Here is a 24,814-nt window from a genome sequence, read left to right as displayed (position 1 = left end):
GCTGTCAACGCTCGGACTCGATCGCCGGCAGCCGCACCGTCGCCAGCGCCAGCGCCGCCATGCCCTCCTGCCGGCCAGTGAAGCCGAGGCGCTCCGAGGTCGTGGCCTTCACCGCCACGCGGCCGATGTCGACCTCCATGATCTTGGCGAGGCTCTCGCGAATGGCGTCGCGGTGCGGTCCAATCCTGGGCGCCTCGCAGACGATGGTCGCGTCGACATGGGAGATGATCCCGCCGCGCTCGCGCACGCGCTTGGCCGCGAAAGCCAGGAAGATGGAGGAGGGCGCGCCTCTCCATTGCTGGTCCGAGGGCGGGAAATGCTTGCCGATGTCGCCATCGGCCAGCGCTCCGAGCAGCGCGTCGGTGATCGCGTGGGCGAGCACATCGGCGTCGGAATGGCCGGCGAGGCCGTGGCTGTGCGGCACAGGAACGCCGCCGAGCCAGACCTTGTCGCCCTCGCCGAAAGCGTGGACGTCATAGCCCTGGCCGGTGCGAATGTCGGAGAGGTCGCCCAGCAGAGCGTTTTGCGCGCGCAAGAAATCCTCCGGCGTGGTGAGCTTGAAATTAGCGGCGTCGCCCGGAAACACATGGACCTTATGGCCGGCGGCCTCGGCGACCATGCCGTCGTCGGTCAGCTCGGCGCCGCCGCTCGCGACCTTACGATGCGCCGCGAGAATCAGCGGAAAGGCGAAAGACTGCGGCGTCTGCACGAAGCGCAGGCTCGCGCGGTCGGGAGTGGCGATCACGACGCCCTCGGCGTCGATCTGCTTCACCGTATCGGCGAGCGGCAGGCCCGGCACGGCCGCGCCATGGGCGCGCGCCGCCTCTGTCGCCCTGGCGACGAGAGCCGGGTCGGCGAAGGGCCGCGCGGCGTCCTGGATCAGCACGATTTCCGGGGCGGGAGAGAGAGTTGCCAGCGCCTCGAGCCCATTGCGCACGCTCTGCTGGCGCGTCGCGCCGCCGATCGCCGGCTCGAGCAGCTGCGCGCGCGCGCTGTCCGAAAGCTCAGCGACGCTGCCGCGATAGAGCTCCGCGTCGTCGGCATGGATGGCGACGAGAAGCGAAGCCTGAGGCGCAGCCCGGTGCATCGCTTCGAGAGTGCGCGCCAGCACAGACTTGCCGAGAAGCGCACGATATTGTTTTGGAAGGCCGTCGCCCGCACGCACGCCGCGGCCGCCGGCGACGGTGAGGATCGCAATGGTCGAGGATGAGCTCATAGGAGGTTCCTCTCCCGCTTTTTCGGCTTCGCGTCAATTTTCACTATTCTCGGGGATGTACGCATTGCGTACGTATGGCCATCTGCATATAGTGTAGGCACGATGACAACTGATGAATTTATAGGCGAGACCATAGGAGCCACGCCTTTGCGCATCGGTTCGCTTCATCTGACGGGGCGCGCCTTTCTGGCGCCTATGGCCGGCGTGACCGATCTCGCCATGCGGCGGATCGCATTGCGTTTCGGCGCATCCGCCGCGGTCGGCGAGATGGTCGGCGCGAGCGCGCTGGCGCGCGGCGACGTCGAGGCCCGCCAGCGGCTGGACGGCTCCGGCATAGACGCCCATATCGTGCAGATCGCGGCGCGCGATCCGGCGGGCATAGCCGAGACGGCGCGCCAGGCCGAGGCCGCGGGAGCGAGGCTGATCGACATCAACATGGGCTGTCCCTGCAAGCGCGTGACCGGCGGCCTCGCCGGCGCAGCGCTGATGCGCGAGCCGGCGCTCGCCGCCGAGCTGGTCCGCGCCGCTGTGGGCGCGGTCTCGGTTCCGGTGAGCGTCAAAATGCGGCTCGGCTGGGACGATGCCAGCCGCAACGCCGCCGAGCTGGCGCGTCTGGTGGAAGCCGAGGGAGCCGTCATGGTGACGGTCCACGGCCGCACCCGCGCGCAATTCTATGAGGGCAGGGCGGATTGGCGGGCAATCGCCGCGGTCAAGTCCGCCATAAAAATTCCGGTCGTGGCCAATGGCGATTGCGCCTCGCCGCAGGACGCCGCCGCAATGCTCGCGGCCTCCGGCGCCGATGCGGTGATGGTCGGACGGGCGGCGATGGGGCGGCCGTGGCTCGTCGGCGATATCGCCCATTTTCTCGCCGCCGGCCGCCGTCGCGCGGCGCCCTCCGCCACAGTGCGGCTGGAGGCGGCGCTCGAGCATTTGGACGGTCTGCTGATCGCCATGGGCGCGAATGCGGGCCTGCGCCATGCGCGCAAGCATCTCTCCGCCTATGCCGAGCAGGCGGAGGGAGACGCCGAGGCGCGCGCCGGTCTCCGACGGGCGATGCTCGCCTCTTCCTCGGCCGAGGAGGTTCGCGGGCTTCTTCGCCTTTTGTTCTCGCTCGAGCCGGCGCGAGGGGAGCCGGCTCCGGCATATTGCTGACGCGTATGTCCCGTACAGGATCGGCGCGCGCTCCGCGCCAGAGGAGTTCCGAGGTGTCGAGATGACCGCCGAATCCAACCCGCACCGGCGCAAGAACGCGCTCACGACGCCCGTCGGCGCGCGGCTGCGCGTGATCGCCGAAAATAATCGCGCCTGCATTCTCGAAGCTTTGCCCAATGTGATCCTGGCGATCCGGCCGGATGGGGTGATCGTCGACGCCAACGCCGCGGCGGAGTCGTTCTTCGAGATCGGCAAGCCGATCCTCATCGGCCAGGAGCTGAGCCGTCTCGTGCCCTTCGGCTCGCCCTTGATCGCCCTTATCGAGCAGGTGCGCGAGCGCGGCTCGGCGATCAATGAATATCGCATCGACCTCGGCCGGCCCGGAGCGGAGGGGGAAAGACGCGTCGATGTGCATTGCGCGCCGCTGCCGGACAGCGACGGCGGCGTTCTCGTGGTGCTGCAAGAGCGCACAATTGCCGATAAAATAGACAGGCAGCTGACCCATAGGGGGGCGGCGCGCACGGTTTCCGGGCTCGCGGCGATGCTCGCCCATGAGATCAAAAACCCGCTGTCGGGCATTCGCGGCGCCGCGCAACTGCTGGAAAGCTCAGTGGGAGACGCCGATCGGGCGCTGACGCGGCTGATCTGCGAGGAGACCGACCGCATCGTCCGCCTCGTCGACCGCATGGAGGTGTTCTCCGACTCGCGGCCGCCGGAGCGCGAGAAGGTCAATATTCATGTGGTGCTGGACCATGTGAAGCGCGTCGCTCGCAGCGGCTTCGCCCGCCACATTCGCTTCATCGAGAATTACGACCCCTCGCTGCCGCCGGTCGCCGCCAATCGCGACCAGCTGGTCCAGGTCTTTCTCAATCTGGTCAAGAATGCGGCGGAGGCGATCGGCGACTCCATAGATGGCGAGATCGAGCTTTCTACCGCCTTCCGGCCGGGCGTCAGCCTGCGCACCGCCGGCGACAAGCGCCCGGTGGGGCTGCCGCTGGAGTTCTGCGTGCGCGACAATGGCCGCGGCGTGCCCGAGGACATAGCCGCGCATTTGTTCGATCCCTTCATCACCACGAAGACTTCTGGAACTGGCCTCGGACTTGCACTGGTGGCTAAGATCGTCAATGACCACGGCGGCATCGTCGAATGCGAATCTCACCCGAGGCGTACTACTTTCCGTATTTTGATGCCGATGTATCGCAACAAGGACGAGGAGAAGCGAGCGGACGAGCGACGAGCCAGACGACAACATTCCGCCGCCGAGGGAACAGAGCCTGCGCCGAGAGAGCGCCGCTCGTGAGAACGATCTGCTGGAGAAAAATCCGATGACCCACGGCGAGATTCTGGTCGCCGACGACGACGCCGCGATCAGAACTGTGGTGGCGCAGGCGCTCTCACGCGCCGGCTATGAGGTGCGCACCACCGGAACGGCCGCGACCTTGTGGCGCTGGGTGCAATCGGGCGAGGGCGATCTCGTCGTCACCGATGTGGTGATGCCGGACGAAAACGCTTTCGAGCTGCTGCCGCGCATAAAGAAGCTGCGCCCCGATCTGCCCATCATCGTGATGAGCGCGCAGAACACTTTCATGACCGCGATCCGCGCCTCCGAGCGCGGCGCCTATGATTATCTGCCCAAGCCCTTCGATCTGAAGGAGCTGGTCGGCATCGTCGGCCGCGCCATGGCTGAGCCGCGCAAGAAGAACGAGATCGACGGCCCGGACGATATGGAGGGCATGCCCCTCGTCGGCCGCTCGCAGGCGATGCAGGAGATCTATCGTTCGCTGGCGCGGCTGATGCAGACCGATCTCACCGTCATGATCAACGGCGAGTCGGGCACGGGCAAGGAGCTGGTCGCCCGCGCGCTGCACGACTATGGCAAGCGCAAGAAGGGTCCCTTCGTCGCCATCAACATGGCCGCCATCCCGCGCGATCTCATCGAGAGCGAGCTGTTCGGCCATGAGAAGGGCTCCTTCACCGGCGCCAATCAGCGCTCTATCGGCCGTTTCGAGCAGGCCGAGGGCGGCACGCTGTTTCTGGACGAGATCGGCGACATGCCGATGGAGGCGCAAACGCGGCTTTTGCGCGTGCTGCAGCAGGGCGAATATACGACTGTCGGCGGCCGCACGCCGATCAAGACCAATGTCCGCATCATCGCCGCGACCAATAAGGATTTGCGCGCGCTGATTCAGCAGGGCCTGTTCCGCGAGGACCTCTATTTCCGCCTCAACGTCGTGCCGCTGCGCCTGCCGCCGCTGCGCGAGCGCTCCGAGGATATCGCCGACCTCGTGCATCACTTCTTCAAAGTGGCGGCGAGCGAGGGCCTGCCGCAGAAATATATCGAGCAGGCGGCGCTCGACCGCATGAAGCGCTATCGCTGGCCGGGCAATATTCGCGAGCTGGAGAATCTCATTCGCCGACTCGCCGCCCTGCATCCGCAGGAGGTCATCACCGAGGCGGTGGTAGAGCTCGAGCTCGAGCATGAGATGCGTCAGGCCTCGCCCGGCGATCGGCTGCAGCCGGCGACGTCCATTATGGCGGATATGCCCTCCGATAAGGATTTGACGCTCTCCACCTCGGTCGAGCAGCATCTCGCCAAGCTGTTCCGCGACCATGGCGACCGTCTGCCGCCGCCGGGCCTCTATCACCGCGTGATCCGCGAGATAGAGGTGCCGCTGATCTCCGCCGCTCTCGCGGCGACGCGGGGCAATCAGATCAAGGCGGCGGAGCTTCTGGGCCTCAACCGCAACACGCTGCGCAAGAAGGTCAACGACCTCGACATCCGCCTGATGCGCTCGCCGCGGTAGGATCGCGCTTCAGGAGCCTCGCCCATGACTCGTCTGCTCGAACAGGCTTTCGAAACCATTCGGAAGCTGCCCGCCCCGGTGCAGGATGATCTCGCGCGACTTCTCCTCGAGATGGCCAACGGCGAGACGCAATGCGTCGCGCTGACGTCGGACGAGGAAAGCGATTTGGCGGAGGCGCTGGCGGAGGTCGAGCGGGGAGAATTCGCCGCTGGACGAGACGATCCGCGCCATTTGGGCCAAATATGAGTGATGCGGCTCCGCTATATTGCTCGGGCGGCGCAGAAGATCGACGCTGCGTTCGCTGAAAGAGTTCTGCTACACAGAGAGTAATGATCTGGGTCGGAGAAGGCCATGGAGGCGATTGAGTTACATGATGCGCTTTTAAAAAAAATCGAAATCGACATTATGTCGTCGACTGTTGTTATTTATATTGAATACTACCATTATGCTATAAATAATAGCAGGATTCCAGCAAGAATAACACTTAGTGGAGTAAGTTCGATCACAGGTTTGCTAAATCTGCACAGCATAAATAAAAACTCATGGGCTGGAAATATTAATTATTTTGCGCAAGCGAGTAGCGATTCTCCTTTTTATTTATATCTTGTAGAAGGATGCATCGCTATTTGCGCAGAATCTGTCGATCTTGTCCAAGAAAAATAATGCTACACTGCGCCTTTAATCTGTTGTCGGCCTAGCGATGCCAGGACCTTTCCTTAAGGGAAGAGCTATGCGGTGACCCAGTAATTGCTGGCACGAGAACTCCGCCACAACATGCAACGCCTCTGCGTCACGCTACCCCTCGTCGACGATCGGGGACGAGACCGATTCACGACGACGAGGCAAGGCGGAGTGAGCGCCGGGCCAGATTGCTTCGACCCTTATCACGACCTATACAGGCGCATGTCCATGGCGGGAGACATTCAGGCGCCCGAGCCGCCGGCCGCGCCCAGGAAGCGATCCTGGCGCCTGTGGTTCGGGCCGATCGCGGTGGTCGCCGCCGTCGCCTGCGCGCTCGCCACCTTCTTCGTCATGGCCGAGCTCGCGCCGGTGGCGCCGACCAGCGACGTCGTCTATCCGCTCTTCTTCGCCGACGCCGTCGCGCTGGTTCTTCTGGTCGCTCTGGTGCTCGTCAAGGCGGGCACGCTCATCGGCTCCTGGCGGCGCGGCGCCGCGGCGGCGGGACTGCATATTCGCATCCTCGCCTTCTTTTCCGCCTTGGCGCTGACGCCGGCGATCACTCTCGCCATCGTCGGCTCGGTGACGCTCGAGCGCGCGCTGAACCCGCAATTCCTCGCCATGGTGAAGACGTCGGTTCACAGCACGGCCGAGGCGGCGCGCGTGTTCCGCGAGACGCAATGCCGCTCGCTGCTACAAGAAGCGCAGCTCTCGGCCTCGGATCTCGATCGCGCCCGCGCCATGTTCAACGCCGATCGCGGCCTGTTCCATGAATTCTTCGTCTCGCGGGCGCGCTTCCTCGGCTTTTCCGTGGCGGCGATCGTCAAGACCGACGGGCAGATATTGGAGCGCGTCGATGTGACGGCCGACGGCTCGGCCATCGTCATCGCGCCGCCGGCCTCGGATTTCGAGGATGCGCGCAAGGGCGAGCCGCTCTGCCTCGTCATCGACGATGGGCTCACCTTCGTCGCGCTGCGGCCGCTGTCCAGCTTTCCGGACACATTCCTCTATGTGACGCGTCCGGTCGATCCTTTCGGCGTGCAGTTTCCGGAGCAGGCGGCCAGCCTCATCGCCACCTATGACGCTTTCGAGACCTATCGCGGCGCGGTGAAAAAAGCCTTCACCGTCATGTATGCGCTGCTCGCCACCATAATGCTGCTGTCGGCGGTGTGGGTCGGGCTCGATTTCGTCGATCGGCTCGTCGCGCCGATTCGCGCGCTCATCGCCGCCACCGATCAGGTTTCGGCTGGCAATCTCGACGTGCGCGTCGATGTCGAGCGCTCGCATGGCGATCTCGCGCGGCTCGGCTCCGTCTTCAACAATATGACCAGCGAGATCGAGCAGCAGCAGAGCCGCCTGCTCGCCGCCAATCACCAGAATGAGGAACGTCGCCTCTTCACCGAGGCGGTGCTCTCCGGCGTGCCGGCGGCCGTCATCGGCGTCGATGCGGAAGGGCGGATCAATGTGCTGAACCGCTCGGCGGAGGAGCTTCTCGTCGGAGGGGCGGGGCAGGGCGTGGCCGATAAGGACGGCGCGGCGGCGGCGATCGGCGCGCGGGCGGCCGAGGCTCTCCCCGAGATCGCGCCCATTCTCGCCGACGCAGTGGAAGCGTTTCCGCGCGCCATTCAGACGCAGATCAACATAAGGCGCGGCGTCAAGGAGCTGACGCTCGCCGTCCGCGTCACCTCGGCGAGCACGCAAAAGGGCGGCGCGCATTTCGTCGTCACGCTGGACGACATCACCGATCTCGTCACCGCCCAGCGCACCTCCGCCTGGGCCGATGTGGCGCGGCGCATCGCCCATGAGATCAAAAATCCGCTGACGCCGATCCAGCTCTCGGCCGAGCGGCTGAAACGCAAATACGGCAAGCACATCACCTTCGAGCGCGACGTCTTCGACCAATGCACCGACACGATCGTGCGTCAGGTCGACGACATCAAGCGCATGGTCGACGAATTCGCCTCCTTCGCCCGCATGCCCAAGGCGCGGCCGGTGCGCGACGATCTCTGCGACTGCATGCGTCAGGCCTTTTTTCTGACGCGCGTCGCGCATAACGACGTCGAGATGACGCTCAATCTGCCGGAGGCGCCGGTCTACGCGGTCTTCGATCGAAGGCTGCTGTCGCAGGCGCTCACCAACATAGTGAAGAACGCCGCCGAGGGCATAGAAGCGCGCGAGGACGCCGCCCCGCTCGCCGCCAAGCGCATCGACATCAGCCTCGGCGTGCGCGACCGCATGGCCGAGATCGACGTCGTCGACAATGGCAAGGGTTTCCCCGCCTTCAACCGGCAGCGGCTGCTCGAGCCTTATATGACGACGCGCGCCGAGGGCACGGGGCTCGGCCTGCCTATTGTCGCCAAGATCATCGAGGACCATGGCGGCCGACTCGAATTGCTCGACGCCCCCTCCGGGACGGGCGCCTGCGTGCGCCTGCTCATTCCGCTCGCCGAGACGGCGGCGGAGGAAACGCAGGCGCAGGCGCGGATTTCGTGAATGGTGAGGAACATGGTCAGCGACATTCTCATCGTCGACGATGAAGAAGACATAAGGGAGCTGGTCGCCGGCATTCTCGGCGACGAGGGCCATGGCGTGCGCACCGCCAAGGACGCCGACGGCGCGCTGGCCGCGATCGAGCAGCGCCGCCCACATCTCGTTTTCCTCGATATTTGGCTGCAGGGCTCGCGCCTCGACGGCATGCAGGTGCTGGAGATCGTCCAGAAGCAGCACAAGGACCTGCCGGTGGTGATGATCTCCGGCCACGGCAATATCGAGACTGCGGTCAGCGCCATAAAGCTCGGAGCCTATGACTTCATAGAAAAGCCCTTCAAGGCGGACCGTCTCGTGCTCGTCGCCGAGCGCGCGCTCGAGGCCTCGCATCTGCGCCGCGAGATCAGCGCGCTGCGCCAGCGCGCCGGCGCCTCGGATCGCATCGTTGGCAGTTCCTTCCCCGCGCATCAGCTGCAGCAGGTGATCGCGCGCGTCGCGCCGGTCAATTCGCGCGTGCTCATCACCGGCCAGCCCGGCTCGGGGAAGGAGCTCGCGGCGCGCTGCATCCATGCGGCCTCGCAACGCGCCGTCGGTCCCTTCGTCGTCATCAATGCGGCGACGATCACGCCGGAGAATATGGAAATAGAGCTGTTCGGCAGCGAGGGCGGCGAGGGCGCGCGCAAGATCGGCGCGCTGGAGGAGGCCCATGGCGGCACGCTCTTCCTCGACGAGATCGCCGACATGCCCAAGGACACGCAGGCGAAAATCCTGCGCGTTCTGGTGGAGCAGAATTTTCAGCGCGTCGGCGGAACGGCGCGCGTCGAGGTCGATGTGCGGATCATCTCCTCATCGGCGCGCGATCTCACCTCGGCGATAGAGGAGGGCGCTCTGCGCGAGGATCTCTTCCATCGCCTTTCCGTGGTGCCGATTCGCATCCCCTCGCTCGCCGAGCGGCGCGAGGATATCCCCGAGCTCATCGAATATTTCATGGAGCAGGTCTCGGCGACCTCCGGCATGCCGCGCCGCAAAATCAGCGAGGATGCGCTCGCCGTGATGCAATTGCACGATTGGCCGGGCAATATCCGCCAGCTGCGCAACAATGTGGAGCGGCTGATGATTCTGACCGCCGGCGACGCCACGGCGGAGATTTCCGCCGAAATGCTGCCGTCCGAGATCGGCCAGCTCGTCCCCGCGACTCCGGCCGGCGTGCGTGGCGAGAAGCTGATGAGCCTGCCGCTGCGCGAGGCGCGCGAAGTGTTCGAGAGAGAATATCTGATCGCCCAGCTCAATCGCTTCAGCAACAATATTTCGCGAACGGCGGAATTCATTGGAATGGAGCGATCGGCGCTCCATCGCAAGTTGAAGTCGCTCGCCATCGAGTGAGCGACAAATCTCGCCGTTACAAGGTCTTGCGAAATTTTCCTATTGGCTCTGCGACGGTTTGGCTCTAGTTGATGCGTTTCGTCTCGTCGTAAACTCGTCGAAACAGCGGGTTACAGGACCGTAAGGGGAGGCCTTTGGCCGCATGAGGGAGTTGCGTCTTGCGCATCGCGCCGACGCGGGCTCTAATGTGCGGTCGGATGGCTATGGACCGATAAGAGCGACGCAAATCGCCCCGATAACGAAAAACAGAACAGGATAGCCGATGTCCTCCGAACGCGCGCAAAATCTGCAAGATACGTTTTTGAATTACGTGCGGAAGAACAAAGTCCCGCTCACGATTTTTCTGGTCAATGGCGTCAAATTGCAGGGCATCGTGACCTGGTTCGACAATTTCTGCCTCTTGCTGCGGCGCGATGGGCACTCGCAGCTCGTCTATAAGCATGCGATCTCGACGATCATGCCCGGCCATCCGATCCATATGTTCGAGCCGGGCGAAGAGGGCGCGGAGCCCGCGCCGGAGCAACGTCACCGCTGAGCGGGATTTCGGAAGATCGGCCCTGGTTTTCCGTTGAAGTTCCCGCAAATACAACAGACGCTGGCAAGGCGCGCGGCAATCCGCCGACGCGCTCCGCTCAGCGGGCCGAGGTCGGGTTGAGCGAAAAAACATCAGCGTCCGAGGACCGGACGGCGGACATGTCCACGAAAGCGCTCGTGGTGGGTCCTTATCCCACGCGGGCGCGGCCCTCGGAGAGCAGCGCGGGGCAGGGGGCGGAGCGCGACCCGGTCTCGAGGCTCGCGGAGGCTGTCGGCTTGGCGGAGGCGATCGAGCTCGACATCGTCGGCGAGATCGCTGTTTCCCTGCACGATGTCCGGCCCGCGACCTATCTCGGCAAGGGCAAGGTCGAGGAAATCGCCGAGACGGTGAAAGCGACAGAGGCGGAGCTGGTGACGATGGACTGCCAGCTCTCGCCCGTTCAGCAGCGCAATCTCGAGAAAGCTTGGGGCGCCAAGGTCATCGACCGCACCGGGCTGATCCTCGAGATTTTCGGCCGCCGCGCCCGCACGAAGGAGGGCTCGCTGCAGGTCGAGCTCGCCCATCTCGCCTATCAGAAATCGCGGCTCGTGCGCAGCTGGACCCATCTCGAGCGCCAGCGCGGCGGCTTCGGCTTTCTCGGCGGCCCCGGCGAGACGCAAATCGAGACGGACCGCCGCCTGATCGAGGAGCGCATGGCCCGCATCGAGCGCGATCTCGATCAGGTCAAGCGCACGCGCGGCCTGCATCGCAAGAAGCGGCGCGAGGTCCCCTATCCGGTCGTCGCGCTGGTCGGCTACACCAACGCCGGCAAATCAACGCTGTTCAACCGTCTGACCAAGGCCGGCGTGCTGGCCGAGGACATGCTGTTCGCGACGCTCGATCCGACTTTGCGGCAGATACGCCTGCCGCATGGCTCGAAGGTGCTGCTCTCGGATACGGTCGGCTTCATCTCCGATCTGCCGACCATGCTGATCTCGGCCTTCCGCGCGACGCTGGAGGAGGTGACGCTGGCCGATGTGATCTTGCATGTGCGCGACGTCTCGCACCCGGATTGGGAGGCGCAGGCGTCCGACGTCGAATCCATTCTCGGCGAGCTCGGACTTTCCGGTGAGGCGGGAACGCGCATTCTCGAAGTCTGGAACAAGATCGACGCGCTGGATGACGACATCGTCGCCGCGATGAAGATCGCCGCGCGTGGGAAGAAGATCGTCGATCGGCCGTCTCTCGTCTCGGCGCTGACCGGGGAAGGGCTCGACGCCCTGCTCGGCCGCATAGAGACGCGGCTCGCCGAGGGACGCATTCAGCTCGAGGTCGAGCTCGACCCCGCCGACGGCGCCGGCATTGCGTGGCTGCACGCCCATACGGAGGTTCTGGATCGCCAGACGCTGGCCGATGGCCGCGCGCGCCTCATCGTGCGCGTCGCGCCGGAGCGATTCGACGGGGTGACGCGCCGCTATCCGCAGGCGGAAGTGCGCGCTCGCGCGTCATCCAAGCGGCGCGCGCGCTAATTCCCTCTCGGCGCGCCTCGAGTCCCGAGGCGCTCGAACATGCGGATCGAGCCATGGATCGAATTTATCTGATCGTCGCTATTCTCTCCGAGGTGGTCGGCACCTCCGCGCTCAAGGCGAGCGAGGCTTTTTCCAAGCCGCTGCCGTCGGTCATCGTCGTCATCGGCTATGGCGTGTCCTTTTTTCTGCTGTCGCTCGCGCTGCGCAGCATTCCGGTCGCCGTCGCCTATGCGATATGGTCCGGGGTCGGTCAGGCGCTGATCGCCGTCGTCGCGTGGTTCGCTTTCCATCAGAGGCTCAACGCCGGCGAGATGGCCGGCATGGGCCTCATCATCGCTGGCGTCGTCGTGCTGAGCCTTTTTTCGCAGACCGCTCATTGAGGATGTTTCGATGCCGCTCACCTTGCTCATCGGCAATAAGGGCTATTCGTCCTGGTCGCTGCGCGCCTGGCTGCTGCTGAAGCAGCTCGGAATCGACTTCGACGAGATATTGGTTCCGCTCTATCAGCCAGAATCCAAGGCAAAGCTCCTCGCCTTCTCGCCCGCGGGCAAGGTTCCCGCGCTGCGCGCCGACGATATTCTGGTTTGGGAATCACTCGCCATCGTCGAATTCATCGCCGCGCGCTTTCCCGATCTCCCGGTATGGCCGCACGATCCGGCGGCGCGGGCTCTGGCGCGCTCGCTCTCGGCGGAAATGCATTCCGGCTTCACGGCGTTGCGCGGCGAATATCCCACCAATTTCCGTCGCTCGCCGCGCTCCATTGCAGCGCCGAGCGCGGCGGCGGCCGCCGATATCGCCCGCATAGACGCCGCCTGGCGCGATGCGCGCGCGCGCTTCGGCGGGCAGGGGCCGTTTCTCTTCGGCGAATTCTCGGCCGCTGACGCCATGTTCGCGCCGGTCGTTTGCCGATTCTCGACCTATAGGCTCGACGTCTCGCCGCAAGCGCAGGATTATATGCGCGCGATCGAGGCGCTGCCGGCCTATCGGGAATGGGTGGAGAGCGGCCGCGCCGAGCCCTGGGTCCTCGAGAAATTCGAGAAGTAATCTCGCGCGGGAAGCGCAGATAGAACGCCCGCTGTCAGGAGCGGGCGATCACTCGCGCTCCGCAGCTTTGGCGGCCTGCCATAACGCTTCCATCTCGTCGAGCGTCGATTGTTTCGGGCTCTTGCCCTGTTCGGCGAGCGCGCGCTCGATGAAACCGAAACGCCGCTCGAATTTTGCGTTGGCGCCGCGCAACGCCTGCTCCGGATCGGCGCCGACATGGCGAGCGAGATTGGCGACGGCGAAGAGAAGATCGCCGATCTCCTCCACGACGGCGGGCGCGTGAGGCGCGCCATCGATGCCCAGCTCCGCTTCCACCTCCCGCGTCTCCTCGCGGATCTTCTCCAGCACGAGACGCGCGTCGGCCCAGTCGAAGCCGACCCTGCCGGCCTTTTCCTGAAGCTTCACCGCGCGCGTCAGAGCGGGCAGGGCAGGCGGAACACCATTGAGCAGGCCGGCGGGCTCTTCTATGCCGCGACGCTCGGCGCGGGCCTTCTTCTCCTGCGCTTTGATCTCGGCCCATTGGACGGCGACATCCTCAGGCGAGGCCGCGGATTTGTCGCCGAACACATGCGGATGGCGGCGAATGAGCTTGTCCGAGATCGCCTCGGCCACATCGGCGAAGGCGAAAACGCCGCCCTCCTCGGCCAGACGGGCGTGAAAGACCACCTGCAGCAGCAGATCGCCGAGCTCGTCGCGAAGATCGCCGAGGTCTCCGCGCTCTATGGCGTCGACGACCTCATAGGCCTCCTCGAGCGTATAGGGAGCGATGCTGGCGAAGTCCTGCTCGAGGTCCCAGGGGCAGCCGGTTCCAGGGGTGCGCAGGGCCGCCATTATGCCGAGGAGGCGCGCGATCGCGTCCTGCGTCATCGACAGGCCTCTAAGAGGCGGAACGAGCATTGAAAAGCGCGAGCGGCGCGTTGTTTTGACGCAGCGGCGCATGGCAAAAAAAGTGAGGAATCCGAGACGCTTTGCTCTAACATAAGTGCCGGATCTCGACTGCGCCCTTGGTCTACCGCCCTCCGCAGTCGATCCGAGGGTCCGGGGCCATAGTACGCCTTGCAAACGACAGCGCCTCGGACCCGACTTGCGCATCCGAGGTGAGATCGTCGTCGCCTTTCGGCGCGCAGCCGCAAGCCGGGAACGACTTGCGGCCCACTGTTTTTCAGCGCCTCAGTCGAGCGTGATCGACAGAGCTTCGCGACCCTTCGCCGTGTCGACGACCTGCATCGTCACGGGCTGGCCTTCGGCGAGATGGGTCACGCCGGAGGGACCGAGGATCGAGATGTGGACGAAGACGTCCTTCCCGCCATCATTCGACTGCACGAAGCCGAAGCCCTTGGTCTCGTCGAACCATTTGACCTTGCCGGAGACCGGCACGGCCGTCGACGGATCGGGAGCCTGACGCCGCGGCGGCCGATCGAAGCCGCCGCCGCTGCCGCCGCTGCTTCGCGGACGCTCTGCGGTCGCGGTCGAAAGATCGACCTCGAGCACGCGAGTGACCTGCTGGCCCTTGACCGAGCTCGACACCTGCACCTTCAGCTTCGCTCCGGGCGGCAGAGCGTCATAGCCCGCAGCCTGAACGGCGCCGATATGCAGGAACGCGTCGCCCGTGCCATTGCCGAGCTCCACGAAGCCGAAGCCTTTTTCGGGCTTGAACCATTTGACGACCGCGTCGATCGCGGGCTCGTTCGAGGACGGGGGCGGCGCATCGCCAAATCCACCACCTCCGCCGAAAGGCGACCTCGGCGGCCGGCTGGGCCGCGGGCTGTCATAGCCGTATGGGGGGTCGTCGTCGAACCCACGTTTTCTGGGTCCCCGGAAGTCTCGACCTTTGCTGCTCATGTCTTGGTACTCGTCTCCGCCAACCGCCAAAAGACCGCTATAGCCACATGCACGGCCTCTCGCCGGGCGCAAAAGCGCCGACGACGCACGCGTCCGCCGGCGTCTCGCGGAGAGCCGGTTTTGGTGCGTTCGTAAGTGTGCCAGTTGAATGCCATATAGTCCCGCGCAATCGCCTTTTTACCAGGAAGCGGCCCAGTCTGGCTAGATGAATTCGCCAGCGTTTTCGAAAAAACCCGAGGCCGCCGCTCACCATGCGACGAATCACAGGGTGAGAACACGCAGATCGAAGCGTGGAAAAGTGGCGCGAGCGCGGCAAGAACGCCGCGCATCCGCACTCGGCGCACAACAGCGGCGCGGGGCCTCGAAGGCGAGGGGCCGGACGCTCGACGCGCAATGGACTGAAATCACGGAAGATCGGAAAAATGAAAATCGCATAATCGATATTATGGAACCTAAAATCCATTCGCCTTGGGGCAGGAAATGGCTCCGGTCGGCGATGGCAATCGGACGGCGCGCAGATTAGCACGCGCATATCAGCGCGCGCTGGGTCGCTCGGTTCATGGATAATGCGGCTGTTTCGGACGCGTGGCTCAGGCCAGATCGATCCGCATGCCGTCGAAGGCCGGCGTCACATTCTCCGGCAGAGTCGCGGCCAGCGCGTCATAGTCGAGATCGACATGCAGATCGGTCAGAATCGCGCGGCGCGGCTTGAAATGGGCGACCCATTCCAGCGCCTCGCCGACCGAGAGATGCGTGCCATGGCGTTTGTGGCGCAGCGCGTCGACAATCCAGACGTCGAGCCCCTCGAGATGGCGGAAGCTCTCTTTGGGCACGGAATTGAGGTCCGGCGTATAGGCCAGCCCGCCGATGCGAAAGCCGAGCGCGTCCATATCGCCATGGTCGAGCCGGAACGGCATGGCCTCGATGGTTCCGCCGGGACCTTCCACCGTCACCTCGCGGCCGAGATGAATGCGATGCTCGTCGAGCAGCGGCGGATAATAGCTGCCGGGCGGCGTCTTGAAGATATAGTCGAAGCGATCCGTCAGCATTCTGGCCGTCGGCTCGTCCAGATAGGCCGGAATGCGCCTTCCGCTCTCCAGCACCAGGCCGCGCACATCATCGACGCCATGTGTGTGATCGGCGTGCGGATGGGTGAAGAGTATCGCGTCGAGATGGTCGACCTTCGCGTCGATCAATTGCTCGCGCAGATCGGGCGAGGTGTCGATCAGCACATTGGTCCGCGCGTCGCCCTCGGTCCGCGTCGCCAATATCGAGCAGCGCCGGCGGCGATTCCGCGGATTGGCGGGATCGCAGGCGCCCCAGCCCTGGCCGACGCGCGGAACGCCGCCGGAGGAGCCGCAGCCCAATATGGTGACGGCGAGGCTCATTCGGCGGCTCGCCGTGTTTCGATCGGCGTCATTTTGGAGAAAAGCGCCAGCGCATTGGCTGTCGTCTGCGCGGCCATCTCCTCGAAGGAGACGCCTTTGGCCGCCGCGAGCGTGCGCGCCGTATCGGCGACATAGGCCGGCTCATTGCGCTTGCCGCGATGCGGCACGGGCGCCAGGAAAGGCGCGTCGGTCTCCACCAGGAGACGCTCCAGCGGCACGTCGCGCGCGATCTCGCGCAGCTCCCCGGAATTCTTGAACGTCACCACGCCGGAAAAGGAGATGTAGAGCCCGAGTTCCACAGCCGTCTCGGCCAGCGCGCGCGAGCTGGTGAAGCAATGGAGCAGGGCCTTGAAAGCCCCCTTCCCCATTTCCTCGCGCAGAATTTCGGCGCAATCGGCGTCGGCGTCGCGCGAGTGAATGACGAGCGGCAGCCCGCTCTCGCGCGCGGCTTCGATATGGGTGCGGAAGACGCGATGCGCCAGCTCGCGCGGGGCCTTGTCATAGTGATAGTCCAGCCCCGCCTCGCCTATGCCGACGCATTTCTCATGGCGCGCCAGCTCGACGAGCTCGGCGGCGCTCGCCTCGCGCTCCTCATGGGCGTGGTTGGGATGCGTGCCGACCGTGCAGAACACATCCTCGTAACGCTCGGCTATGGCGGCGATCGCAGCGAATTTCTCGACATGGGTCGAGATGGTGACGAAACGCGCCACCCCCTGCGCACGCGCGCGCGCCACGACCTCCTCCTGCTCGGGAGCGAAATCGGGGAAGTCGAGATGGCAATGTGTGTCGATCAGCATGGGCTCGGCCTGAACTCTCGGCGTGTCGGCGCCGAACCCTTAACGCGCCCGGCCGGGAATTGGAACGATTCTATTCGGAAGGGGATTTCGCCTCCCGCAGGCGGCGACGCAAATCTTCGACCAGCCGAGGGTCATTCTGCGCGCCAGCCAACACAGGCTCGAGTTTACAGAGCGACGGTGACATTCTGAGCCAAAAACGCAGCATCCTCCTCATCCACCAGCGCCGCGTCGAAGCGCGTCGTCGCGTCGATCGTCGTGCGCCTGATATTGCAACTGCGTAAATCCGCGCCCGAAAAATCGACGCCGCGCAAATCCTCCCCGGCAAGGTCGATCCCCGCCAGCGTCAGGCCGCGGAAATCGGCGAGTGGGTCGAGATCGCCGAGGCGCGCCATTTCGGCGAAGGACATCGGGCCGGCCGCTATGATCTTTTCGGCGCGCGCCGCGACCTCGGCGGTCAAAGTGAATTGCGAATGCGAAAGCGAATGCGGATCGGTCAGCACGACGGCGCCGAATGGCAGGGGACCGAAGAAACCAGATGGGCCGGAAGCCATTTTGGAAAAATCCTATTCGCTGTCGAGATCGATTCGCAGCAGCCTGTCGCCATGCTTGGTCAACAGCGCCGTCAGCAGCGCCTGCTTCTGCTTTTCCTGGCTCTTTGCGAACAGGCTGCAGGCGCCGAAATCCATATCCGACACTTGCAGGCCGAGATCGACGCGCCCGCGCATTCGCGGCCGCTCGCCTTTCGCGACCTCGACGGAAGCGACGCGTCCATCCACCTCGCCGCCATAGGCCACGGCGAAAATGTCGCCCTTCAGAAAGCCGCCATCGGTCGCGGCGATCAGCCAGCTCTCGCCGCCCTCGGCGCGTCCGGCGGCGCTGATCAATTGCAGAGTCGGATCGGCGGCCGGTGTCGCAAAGGCCGGCTGCGTCATGCGGCCATTCTCGCAATTCACGAAAAGCTCGGCGCTGCGATAGCCGAAAGTAATATGGCCCTTCTCGCTCGTCGCCCGCATCTCGCCGCGAAACGTCACCCGGCAGATGACGGAGAAGATGTCCTTGGCGTCCTCGCTCTCGGCGGCGCGCCCCTGGCCGAGCGCGACATAGCCCGATGCCGGCGCAAATTTGTCGATCGCCGGCCGCTGCGGGACGGGCGGCTCCGGCGTCTTCGTCATTTGCAGCGGCGATAGTTTCGCGAGCCGGCTGGAAGCGCGCTCGGCCCCCGGCAAATTCGCGCGAATGAGCGAGGCGGGGACGATATAGCCGACGCGCAGATCCTCGCCCTGCCCTTTGCCGCCGAAATCGACCTGAGTCAGAACGCCCATGAGATTGGGCGCATTGGGCGTGAACAGCGGCGAGCCGCTGGAGCCTTTCTCTGCGAAATAGGGATTGTCTCGCTCGGCAGTGAATTTGCGCCAGCTCTTCGAATTCGTCCGATCCTCGATCTCGCCTTCAATCAAATCATCGGTGTTTCGCGTCGGGAGATAGGCCAGCAATTCCGCTCTGCCGGCCTCGTAGCTCTCGAGCGCCAAGGGCAGACGCAGCGCTTCCTCGGGCGTGGCGTCGGCGCGCAGAAAGGCCAAATCGGGCGTTTGGCGGCGGCCGCCGGCGGTGCTGGCCAGCGTCGCGTGACGCGGGTCGCGATTTGCCCCGGGCAGGAAAGGAAACTCTATGCGCAAGCGCTCTTCGCCCGGCGCATGGGCGCGCGCATCCTCGACGACATGGGCGCAGGTGACGATGAGATCGCCTTCGATCAACGCGCCGCAGCCGACGAATGCTTTTCGCTCGTCGGCTGTGAAGATATAAATGAGCGCGGTTTCACGTTTAGGCATCGGCGAAAGGAATATTATGAGCGCGAACATCATAATCGAGGCCGGCGAAGGCCGGAAGATATATTTCGGCGGAGCGGAGGGGCCGGAAGGCCTCGAATCCGTGGGCGCGCTCGATCGCGCGGCGAAGGCCTCGGCCGATCAATTCGCCAAGGCCATGGGCTCGCTCTCCGTGCTGGTCGAGCATTTGCGCAGCGCGGTCGAGGCGATTCCCGACAGGCCGCAGAAAGTCGAGATCGAGTTCGGCGCGTCGCTGACCGGCGACTGCGATCTCTGGGTCGTCTCCGGCGAGGGCAAGGCAGAATTCAAGGTCAAGCTCGCCTGGGAGAAGCCGAAGAAGGAGGCGTGACGCCGCCTCACGAGCATCCGGTGACGAGACCGTCGCTGCGTCCGGCCCGCAGTGAGCGCGAGACGCGCGTCACCAGCGGATCGAACTTCTTCTTTTGCGATGCGGGATATTCGATGGAGGCATTGTTCCATATCTCGCCTCTGCAGGAGAGCAGCGAGCGACGATAGAAAATGCGGTCGCCTTTCACACCCGAGACGACGACCCAATCCTTGCCTTTCTTGGCGTAGGTCACGGTCTCGCCCTCGCCGGGCGCGAGACGGTCGGCGAATTCCTGGTCCTTCTGAAAAGCGCGATAGCCGCCATAGATGGCGATCTCGGCCTGCTTGTCCGGCGAGGTGAAGACGCGGCCGTCGTCATTCTCCGGCGCCTCGCCCATGGTCCAGCCCTTGGGGACATCGGCCGTCGTGCCGAAGCGGGCGTTGCGATAGGCGAGCCAGGCTTCGGCGTGCAGAGGGCCGGCGCAGAGCAGGGCCGCGACGGTCGCCGTCATCAAAATGAGGCTCGCTCGCGACCGTTCCATTTGCGCCTCCCCGTCAGCTCTTGGCGCCTTGCGCCTCGCCCTCCTCCACATAGCGCGGAAAGACCGGAGCGGGCGCTGGCAGCGGCGCGCCGGGGCTCAGCGCATGCGCCTCGCCGGCATGGACGAAATCGCGCGCATCGGCGGGAACGGCGAGCAGATCGAGCAGGCCCGAGGCCGCGGCCGGAATGAAAGGCTGCAACGGAATGGCGAGCCGCCGCAGAGCCTCCGCCGTCACATAGAGGATCGTCTCCATGCGCTTGGGGTCGGTCTTCTTTTTGGCCCAGGGCTCCTCGCCGGCGAAATAGCGATTGGCGTCCCCGACGACGCGGAACAGCTCCGCCAGCGCCAGATGCGGCGCATAGGCGTCCATAGCCTCGCGCGCCTTGCCGAGAGCGGCGAAGGCGTCGGCGAGCAGCGCGCGGTCAGCCTCGGTCAACTCGCCCGGCGTAGGGACGGCGCCGCCGCAATTCTTGGCGATCATCGACAGCGAGCGCTGCGCCAGATTGCCGAGGTCATTGGCGAGATCGGCGTTGATGCGATTGACGATCGCCTCATGCGAATAATTGCCGTCCTGGCCGAAGGGCACCTCGCGCAGGAAGAAATAGCGCAGCTGATCGACGCCATAGCGCTGCGCGAGATCGATCGGATCGATGACATTGCCGACCGACTTCGACATTTTCTCGCCGCGGCTGAACAAAAAGCCGTGCACGACGATCTGCTTCGGCAGAGCCACGCCGGCCGACATCAGAAAGGCCGGCCAATAGATCGCGTGAAAGCGTGTGATGTCCTTGCCGATGACATGGGCGTTCGCCGGCCAGAAGCGGGCGCGCTCCCCCTCCCCGGTCAAAAAGCCGGTCGCGGTGATGTAATTGGTGAGCGCGTCAACCCACACATACATCACATGCGGCGAATTGGTCTCCGGCTTGGGCGGAACAGGAATGCCCCAGTCGAAAGTGGTGCGGCTGATCGAGAGATCGGTGAGGCCGCGCTTCACGAAGGAGACGATCTCGTTTCTGTATTTCTCCGGCGTGATGAAATCCGGATGCGCCTCATAGAGAGCGAGCAGTCTCTCCTGATAGGCCGAGAGCTTGAAGAACCAGCTCTCCTCCTCCACCCATTCGACCGGCGTGCCCGTCGGCGCGAGCTTCCTGCCCTCGATCTCGGTGATCTCGCCTTCGTCGTAATAGGCCTCGTCGCGCACCGAGTACCAGCCGGAATATTTGGCGAGATAGATATCGCCCGCCGCCTCCATGCGCTTCCAAATCTCGAGCGCCGCCTCCGCGTGGCGCGGCTGCGTCGTGCGCACGACATCGTCGGCGAGCGCGTTCAGCGTCTCGCCCATGGTCTGGAACTGGCCGGCGGTGCGATCGGCGAGCTGCTGCGGGGTCAGCCCCTCGCGCTCGGCGGTGCGTTGCATCTTCTGGCCGTGCTCGTCCATTCCGGTCACGAACAGCACGTCGAAGCCGTCGAGCCGCTTGAAGCGCGCGAAAGCGTCGGTCGCGATGCGTTCATACGCATGACCGATATGCGGGGCGCCATTCGCATAGGGAATGGCGGTGGTGATCATGAAGGTCGGACGTTCAGCCATGGGCCAAGGGTCTAGCGCGCTTTGCCGCGGCGGGGAAGCGGAAGGCGTGCGGCGCAGCAAAATTCCTGGCTAGATCATTCGCGCGAGCGCCGCGCGCCAATGTTCGAGCTTGCGATCGAAGCTCATGGCCGCATGGGCCGGGCTGGTCGAAGGCAAGGTCACGCTGGGCGGCGCCGATGCGGCCAATGTCGGCGCGACCATCCGGCGATAGAGATCGCCCGCCTTGCCGCCATTGAGGCAGACGAGAGCGGTCTGCGGATGCGCGGCTAGAAAGCCGGCTATGTCGTTGACGACGACGCTGGCGACGTCGATCTTCTGGTCGAGGCTGCCCGGCCGCCGCCCCTCGGCGCAGACATCCCACAAAGCGACACCCCTCTCCGTCAGCTGCGCGAGCCGCTCCTCATAGGGCAGTTCCGGCGCGACGCCGAACAGCCGCCCCATGATCGGCCAGAAGGCGTTGCGCGGCTGCGCATAATACTGGACGCGCGCCAGCGAGACCTGCCCGGGCAAAGAGCCGAGGATCAGCACGCGCGCGTCGGCGCGGGAGACCGGCGGGAAGCCTTTCGAGGTCGGAATGACGTCCAAGGAAAGCCTCTATCGGCGCGCCGCCTCTTCGAGATCGGCGAACACCTGCAGAATGAGCCCGCGCTTGTCGAAATTGAACACTTCCGTCTCGCGCGCCGCTTCGCCGATGCGCTCCCAGGCGCGCGCATAAGGGGCGAGGCTCGTCGCGCTCGCGCCTTCGCCGGCCTTGGTCCGCACTGTGGAATCGAGGAAGCGATAGAGCCCGCTCATGAAGGTCTCATAGGCCGGCTCATTGTCGCGTCCGGCGAGCCGGTCGGCCAGCGAATGCACGGCGAGCCAATCCACTTGCGGCAGACGCGCGAACATCGCCCGCAGCGCCGTATCGAAGGCGACGCCGTCGCCGTCCAGCAGACGCAGCGCCTCGCGCACAGAGCCTTCCGCCCCCGCCGCGGCGCCGGCCAGAGCCTCCTGCTGCGCTGAGCTCCAGGGCGCGCCCAATGCGCGGATCGCGGCGATGACGTCCGGCTCGGCCAAGGGCGTGAGATTGAGCTTGCGGCAGCGCGAGCGGATGGTCGGCAGCACCCGGCCCGGCTGGTGCGCGACGAGCAGAAACAGCGAGCGCGCCGGCGGCTCCTCGATCAGCTTCAGCAGCGCATTGGCGCTGGAGCGGTTGAGATCGTCCACGCTGTCGACGATGGCGACGCGCCAGCCGCCCTCGCCCGAGCTCTGGTGAAAGAGATGGATCAGCCGCCGCACATCCTCGATGCGGATTTCGGTGAAGTGCTTCTTGGTCTTCTCATTCCACTCGCGGCGCAGCAGGAAGAGATCGGGCAGCGCCAGCGCCGCTATGCGCCGGCTGACGAAGCTCTCCTCTGCGACGAAAAGCGACTGTGCGCTCGCCGCCTCGGGCGCGCTGGCGTCCGGATGGGCGAGCAGGAATCGCGCGAGCCGCCAGGCCAGCGTCGCCTTGCCTATGCCCTCCGGCCCGCCGATGAGAATGGCCTGGGGCAGCTTGCCGCGGCGAAAGGCGTCGAGCAGCTCGTTCTGCGCGGCGTCATGGCCGAGCAGCGCATGGGTCTCGCGGGGATGCGGGAAATCGGCGAAACGATCGCTTTCCGGCGGGGCCTCGGCGTCGCGCTTCACGCCACCACGCTCTTCAAGGGAATGACGATCTCGGGCCGAAAAAAGCGCGCTTCGACGACATGCCAGATGGCCTCGGCCACCTCCTGCTCCGGCGCCAGCGCATCGACGACGCAGCAGCGGCCGGGCTCGCTCGCGGCTATGTCGAGATAGGCTTGACGCAGGCCGAGGTGAAACTCCAGCCCCTCGCGCTCGAAACGATCGGCCGCCTCGTTCGGCGGTCGGCGCCGATGCGCGCGCTCCAGGCCGATCTCGGGCGGCAGATCGAGGATGATGGTCAGATCGGGAGCCGAGCCCATCAGCGCGACGCGCTCGAGCAGGGCGATGAGCCGCGGATCGACGCCGCCGCGCGCGCCCTGATAGGCTCGGGTGGAATCGGCGAAACGGTCGCAGATCACCCAGGCGCCGCGGGCGAGCGCCGGCTTGATCAGCCGGTCGAGATGATCGATGCGCGCCGCCGAGAACAAGATCGCCTCGCCGAGCGGGCCGAGCGAAGCCGCCTTGCCGCCGAGTAGCGCCTCTCGCAAAGCCTCGGCATGGGGCGAGCCGCCGGGCTCGCGCGTCGCGATCGCCTCCACGCCCCTCTGCGCGAGGCGCTCCTGCAGGCGGCGCATCTGCGTCGACTTGCCGGCCCCCTCGCCGCCCTCCAGCGTTATGAACTTGCCGGCGCGGCCCTTGTCCTGCCCACGCGCCGGGCCGAGCGGCGGCTCTGCGCTCATTGCTTCTTCGACAGCTTGTTGTGAATGGCGCCGGCCGCATATTCATAGGCCGCGTCGAAGGCGCGGCTCGGGAGCGAGCCCTTGTCGACCGTCTCGGCGGCCTCGAGCGGCTGCTCGAGCACGACGGTCGAGCCGCGGCGGATCTCGAGCTTGGCGACCTTGGTCCCCGCCTCGACCGGCGCGATCAGCGGTCCCTCATAGACGATCTTGCCGGTGAGCTTCTCCGAGCCGCCGCGCTGTAGCAGCACCTTGATGTCGCTCGACGCGCTCAGCGGCACCGAGCCGGCGGTTCCGCCGTAGACCTGCGCCGAACCGACGGTCTCATTGGCCTTGAACAGCGATTTCTCCTCGAAATTGCGGAAGCCCCATTGCAGGATCTTGCGCGCCTCCTCGGCGCGGTCCTTGGCCGTGCGCAGCCCATAGACGGCCACGATGAGGCGGCGATCGTCCTGCACGGCGGAGCCGACCATGCCGAAGCCGGAATCGTCGATATTGCCGGTCTTCAGCCCATCCGCGCCAATGCTCATGGTGAGCAGCGGATTGCGGTTCTGCTGCTTGATCTTGTTCCAGGTGAACTCCTTCTCGCCGAAATAGCGATAGAGGTCCGGATAGGTCTTGATGATATGCGCGGAGAGCTGGACCATCTCGCGCGGCGTCACCTTCTGGTCCGGCCCGGCCTGGCCCCAGGGATTGCCGAAGATCGACCGGGTGAGGCCGAGCTCGGACGCCCGCTTGTTCATGCGGCCGACGAAAGCCTCCTCCGATCCGGCGACGCCTTCGGCGAGCGTGATCGCGGCGTCATTGCCGGAATCGATCACCAGGCCGCGGATCAGATCCTCGACCCGCACCTTGCTGTTGACGGCGAGGAACATTGCCGAGCCGCCGGCCGGCGCGCCGCCGGCCCGCCAGGCGTGCTCGGAAACGGTGAATTCGTCGTCGAGCTTCAGCCGTCCTTCGGCGATCTCGTGGAACACGACCTCCGCGGTCATGATCTTCACGGTGGAGGCCGGCGTCACATATTCGTCGGCGGCTTTCTCCAGCAGCACCGTATGGGTGCCGGCGTCCACCAGAATGGCGCGCGGCGCGGTGGTCTGGAAGCCTTCGGCGAAAGCCGCCGTCGGCGCGATGAAGGAGGCCGCCAGGACGAAGCCGAAGCGGGCGAGGGATTTGGCGAGGGTTTTGGGAAGGGAGACAGGCACGCGTCTTTCGCCTTCGTTCGATACGCCGTCGAAGCGCGTCGACGGCCTCACGCAATGAGTTCCGCTGAAATGTGGCGCGTTGGGCCGCAGAAAGCAACGGCCTCGCGCGGCGCG

General features: G+C 65.2%; 25 protein-coding genes. 12 read left to right on the top strand and 13 right to left on the bottom strand.

What is annotated here, in order from left to right; genetic code table 11:
• Positions 1-4 precede the first annotated feature (4 nt).
• On the bottom strand, positions 5-1,216 hold the full coding sequence (locus EDE12_RS09630) for a bifunctional 2-C-methyl-D-erythritol 4-phosphate cytidylyltransferase/2-C-methyl-D-erythritol 2,4-cyclodiphosphate synthase (protein ID WP_026598666.1): 1,212 nt from the start codon (positions 1,214-1,216) through the stop codon (positions 5-7).
• 147 nt (positions 1,217-1,363) lie between these two features.
• Between EDE12_RS09630 and dusB the strand changes: the two genes are divergently transcribed.
• The 11 genes from dusB (at position 1,364) to EDE12_RS09575 (ending at position 12,807) form a co-directional block, all read left to right on the top strand.
• A complete protein-coding gene (gene dusB / locus EDE12_RS09625) occupies positions 1,364-2,368 on the top strand; it encodes a tRNA dihydrouridine synthase DusB (RefSeq protein ID WP_026598665.1) in 1,005 nt (334 codons plus the stop codon).
• A gap of 61 nt (positions 2,369-2,429) precedes the next feature.
• Positions 2,430-3,668, top strand: a complete 1,239-nt coding sequence (locus EDE12_RS09620) for an ATP-binding protein (protein WP_024879969.1) — start codon at positions 2,430-2,432, stop codon at positions 3,666-3,668.
• A 25-nt stretch (positions 3,669-3,693) separates the two neighbouring features.
• On the top strand, positions 3,694-5,172 hold the full coding sequence (gene ntrC / locus EDE12_RS09615) for a nitrogen regulation protein NR(I) (RefSeq protein WP_024879968.1): 1,479 nt from the start codon (positions 3,694-3,696) through the stop codon (positions 5,170-5,172).
• A 24-nt stretch (positions 5,173-5,196) separates the two neighbouring features.
• Positions 5,197-5,418, top strand: coding sequence for a hypothetical protein (locus EDE12_RS09610; RefSeq protein ID WP_051592466.1), 222 nt, complete (start codon positions 5,197-5,199; stop codon positions 5,416-5,418).
• A 105-nt stretch (positions 5,419-5,523) separates the two neighbouring features.
• The gene (locus tag EDE12_RS09605) at positions 5,524-5,835 is read left to right on the top strand and encodes a hypothetical protein (RefSeq protein ID WP_134188065.1); all 312 of its coding nucleotides are present in this window, start codon (positions 5,524-5,526) and stop codon (positions 5,833-5,835) included.
• Positions 5,836-6,081: 246 nt separating this feature from the next.
• Positions 6,082-8,343: a PAS domain-containing sensor histidine kinase gene (locus EDE12_RS09600; RefSeq protein WP_024879965.1), complete on the top strand. Its 2,262-nt coding sequence runs from the start codon at positions 6,082-6,084 to the stop codon at positions 8,341-8,343.
• Between the two features lie 12 nt (positions 8,344-8,355).
• Positions 8,356-9,720, top strand: coding sequence for a sigma-54 dependent transcriptional regulator (locus EDE12_RS09595; RefSeq protein ID WP_026598663.1), 1,365 nt, complete (start codon positions 8,356-8,358; stop codon positions 9,718-9,720).
• Positions 9,721-9,982: 262 nt separating this feature from the next.
• Positions 9,983-10,255: an RNA chaperone Hfq gene (gene hfq, locus EDE12_RS09590; protein WP_024879963.1), complete on the top strand. Its 273-nt coding sequence runs from the start codon at positions 9,983-9,985 to the stop codon at positions 10,253-10,255.
• A 158-nt stretch (positions 10,256-10,413) separates the two neighbouring features.
• Complete coding sequence (hflX, locus tag EDE12_RS09585) at positions 10,414-11,763, top strand: GTPase HflX (RefSeq protein WP_051592465.1); 1,350 nt, start codon at positions 10,414-10,416, stop codon at positions 11,761-11,763.
• A 53-nt stretch (positions 11,764-11,816) separates the two neighbouring features.
• Positions 11,817-12,143: a multidrug efflux SMR transporter gene (locus tag EDE12_RS09580; protein WP_018265373.1), complete on the top strand. Its 327-nt coding sequence runs from the start codon at positions 11,817-11,819 to the stop codon at positions 12,141-12,143.
• Between the two features lie 10 nt (positions 12,144-12,153).
• The gene (locus EDE12_RS09575) at positions 12,154-12,807 is read left to right on the top strand and encodes a glutathione S-transferase family protein (RefSeq protein WP_024879961.1); all 654 of its coding nucleotides are present in this window, start codon (positions 12,154-12,156) and stop codon (positions 12,805-12,807) included.
• 48 nt (positions 12,808-12,855) lie between these two features.
• On the opposite strand, the gene mazG is transcribed toward EDE12_RS09575, so the two are convergent.
• From mazG to EDE12_RS09545, 6 genes are all read right to left on the bottom strand, one after another.
• On the bottom strand, positions 12,856-13,674 hold the full coding sequence (mazG, locus tag EDE12_RS09570) for a nucleoside triphosphate pyrophosphohydrolase (protein ID WP_036290859.1): 819 nt from the start codon (positions 13,672-13,674) through the stop codon (positions 12,856-12,858).
• A 303-nt stretch (positions 13,675-13,977) separates the two neighbouring features.
• Complete coding sequence (locus tag EDE12_RS09565) at positions 13,978-14,649, bottom strand: cold shock domain-containing protein (RefSeq protein WP_026598660.1); 672 nt, start codon at positions 14,647-14,649, stop codon at positions 13,978-13,980.
• A gap of 590 nt (positions 14,650-15,239) precedes the next feature.
• Positions 15,240-16,037, bottom strand: a complete 798-nt coding sequence (locus EDE12_RS09560) for an MBL fold metallo-hydrolase (RefSeq protein WP_026598659.1) — start codon at positions 16,035-16,037, stop codon at positions 15,240-15,242.
• On the bottom strand, positions 16,034-16,834 hold the full coding sequence (locus EDE12_RS09555) for a TatD family hydrolase (protein WP_026598658.1): 801 nt from the start codon (positions 16,832-16,834) through the stop codon (positions 16,034-16,036). Before EDE12_RS09555 ends, EDE12_RS09560 begins: the two co-directional genes overlap by 4 nt.
• A 164-nt stretch (positions 16,835-16,998) precedes the next feature.
• Complete coding sequence (locus tag EDE12_RS22105) at positions 16,999-17,385, bottom strand: pentapeptide repeat-containing protein (RefSeq protein WP_026598657.1); 387 nt, start codon at positions 17,383-17,385, stop codon at positions 16,999-17,001.
• A 12-nt stretch (positions 17,386-17,397) separates the two neighbouring features.
• Positions 17,398-18,663, bottom strand: coding sequence for a serine protease (locus EDE12_RS09545; protein ID WP_026598656.1), 1,266 nt, complete (start codon positions 18,661-18,663; stop codon positions 17,398-17,400).
• Positions 18,664-18,679: 16 nt separating this feature from the next.
• On the opposite strand from EDE12_RS09545, the gene EDE12_RS09540 reads away from it, so the two are divergent.
• The gene (locus EDE12_RS09540) at positions 18,680-19,009 is read left to right on the top strand and encodes a CU044_2847 family protein (RefSeq protein WP_024879954.1); all 330 of its coding nucleotides are present in this window, start codon (positions 18,680-18,682) and stop codon (positions 19,007-19,009) included.
• 7 nt (positions 19,010-19,016) lie between these two features.
• Here EDE12_RS09540 and EDE12_RS09535 read toward each other — a convergent pair whose 3' ends face one another.
• The 6 genes from EDE12_RS09535 to EDE12_RS09510 all read right to left on the bottom strand — a co-directional run bounded on the left by EDE12_RS09535 (position 19,017) and on the right by EDE12_RS09510 (position 24,700).
• Positions 19,017-19,529 (bottom strand): hypothetical protein, encoded by a 513-nt coding sequence (locus EDE12_RS09535; protein WP_024879953.1) that lies wholly within the window; start codon positions 19,527-19,529, stop codon positions 19,017-19,019.
• A 13-nt stretch (positions 19,530-19,542) separates the two neighbouring features.
• Complete coding sequence (gene metG / locus EDE12_RS09530) at positions 19,543-21,117, bottom strand: methionine--tRNA ligase (protein ID WP_256388638.1); 1,575 nt, start codon at positions 21,115-21,117, stop codon at positions 19,543-19,545.
• Between the two features lie 69 nt (positions 21,118-21,186).
• Positions 21,187-21,702: a DNA-deoxyinosine glycosylase gene (locus EDE12_RS09525; protein ID WP_024879951.1), complete on the bottom strand. Its 516-nt coding sequence runs from the start codon at positions 21,700-21,702 to the stop codon at positions 21,187-21,189.
• Between the two features lie 9 nt (positions 21,703-21,711).
• Positions 21,712-22,785 (bottom strand): DNA polymerase III subunit delta', encoded by a 1,074-nt coding sequence (locus EDE12_RS09520; RefSeq protein ID WP_026598654.1) that lies wholly within the window; start codon positions 22,783-22,785, stop codon positions 21,712-21,714.
• Positions 22,782-23,501 carry a dTMP kinase gene (tmk, locus tag EDE12_RS09515; protein ID WP_026598653.1) on the bottom strand — a complete coding sequence of 240 codons (720 nt, stop codon included), beginning with the start codon at positions 23,499-23,501 and terminating at the stop codon, positions 22,782-22,784. Before tmk ends, EDE12_RS09520 begins: the two co-directional genes overlap by 4 nt.
• On the bottom strand, positions 23,498-24,700 hold the full coding sequence (locus EDE12_RS09510) for a D-alanyl-D-alanine carboxypeptidase family protein (RefSeq protein WP_024879948.1): 1,203 nt from the start codon (positions 24,698-24,700) through the stop codon (positions 23,498-23,500). Before EDE12_RS09510 ends, tmk begins: the two co-directional genes overlap by 4 nt.
• Positions 24,701-24,814: the final 114 nt, after the last annotated feature.

The sequence above is a fragment of the Methylosinus sp. sav-2 genome (assembly GCF_004366495.1).
Lineage (GTDB): Bacteria > Pseudomonadota > Alphaproteobacteria > Rhizobiales > Beijerinckiaceae > Methylosinus.
This window is presented reverse-complemented; position numbering and strand designations above follow the sequence as displayed.

Bases quoted from the DNA above. Each gene is read 5' to 3' on its own strand.
- EDE12_RS09605 (WP_134188065.1), top strand. From the start codon at position 5,524: ATGGAGGCGATTGAGTTACATGATGCGCTTTTAAAAAAAATCGAAATC.
- EDE12_RS22105 (WP_026598657.1), bottom strand. From the start codon at position 17,385: ATGGCTTCCGGCCCATCTGGTTTCTTCGGTCCCCTGCCATTCGGCGCC.
- EDE12_RS09600 (WP_024879965.1), top strand. From the start codon at position 6,082: ATGGCGGGAGACATTCAGGCGCCCGAGCCGCCGGCCGCGCCCAGGAAG.
- EDE12_RS09555 (WP_026598658.1), bottom strand. From the start codon at position 16,834: ATGCTGATCGACACACATTGCCATCTCGACTTCCCCGATTTCGCTCCC.
- tmk (WP_026598653.1), bottom strand. From the start codon at position 23,501: ATGAGCGCAGAGCCGCCGCTCGGCCCGGCGCGTGGGCAGGACAAGGGC.
- EDE12_RS09580 (WP_018265373.1), top strand. From the start codon at position 11,817: ATGGATCGAATTTATCTGATCGTCGCTATTCTCTCCGAGGTGGTCGGC.
- EDE12_RS09595 (WP_026598663.1), top strand. From the start codon at position 8,356: ATGGTCAGCGACATTCTCATCGTCGACGATGAAGAAGACATAAGGGAG.
- EDE12_RS09620 (WP_024879969.1), top strand. From the start codon at position 2,430: ATGACCGCCGAATCCAACCCGCACCGGCGCAAGAACGCGCTCACGACG.
- EDE12_RS09545 (WP_026598656.1), bottom strand. From the start codon at position 18,663: ATGCCTAAACGTGAAACCGCGCTCATTTATATCTTCACAGCCGACGAG.
- ntrC (WP_024879968.1), top strand. From the start codon at position 3,694: ATGACCCACGGCGAGATTCTGGTCGCCGACGACGACGCCGCGATCAGA.
- EDE12_RS09560 (WP_026598659.1), bottom strand. From the start codon at position 16,037: ATGAGCCTCGCCGTCACCATATTGGGCTGCGGCTCCTCCGGCGGCGTT.
- EDE12_RS09630 (WP_026598666.1), bottom strand. From the start codon at position 1,216: ATGAGCTCATCCTCGACCATTGCGATCCTCACCGTCGCCGGCGGCCGC.
- EDE12_RS09540 (WP_024879954.1), top strand. From the start codon at position 18,680: ATGAGCGCGAACATCATAATCGAGGCCGGCGAAGGCCGGAAGATATAT.
- EDE12_RS09575 (WP_024879961.1), top strand. From the start codon at position 12,154: ATGCCGCTCACCTTGCTCATCGGCAATAAGGGCTATTCGTCCTGGTCG.
- metG (WP_256388638.1), bottom strand. From the start codon at position 21,117: ATGGCTGAACGTCCGACCTTCATGATCACCACCGCCATTCCCTATGCG.
- EDE12_RS09535 (WP_024879953.1), bottom strand. From the start codon at position 19,529: ATGGAACGGTCGCGAGCGAGCCTCATTTTGATGACGGCGACCGTCGCG.
- EDE12_RS09610 (WP_051592466.1), top strand. From the start codon at position 5,197: ATGACTCGTCTGCTCGAACAGGCTTTCGAAACCATTCGGAAGCTGCCC.
- hflX (WP_051592465.1), top strand. From the start codon at position 10,414: ATGTCCACGAAAGCGCTCGTGGTGGGTCCTTATCCCACGCGGGCGCGG.
- EDE12_RS09565 (WP_026598660.1), bottom strand. From the start codon at position 14,649: ATGAGCAGCAAAGGTCGAGACTTCCGGGGACCCAGAAAACGTGGGTTC.
- hfq (WP_024879963.1), top strand. From the start codon at position 9,983: ATGTCCTCCGAACGCGCGCAAAATCTGCAAGATACGTTTTTGAATTAC.
- mazG (WP_036290859.1), bottom strand. From the start codon at position 13,674: ATGACGCAGGACGCGATCGCGCGCCTCCTCGGCATAATGGCGGCCCTG.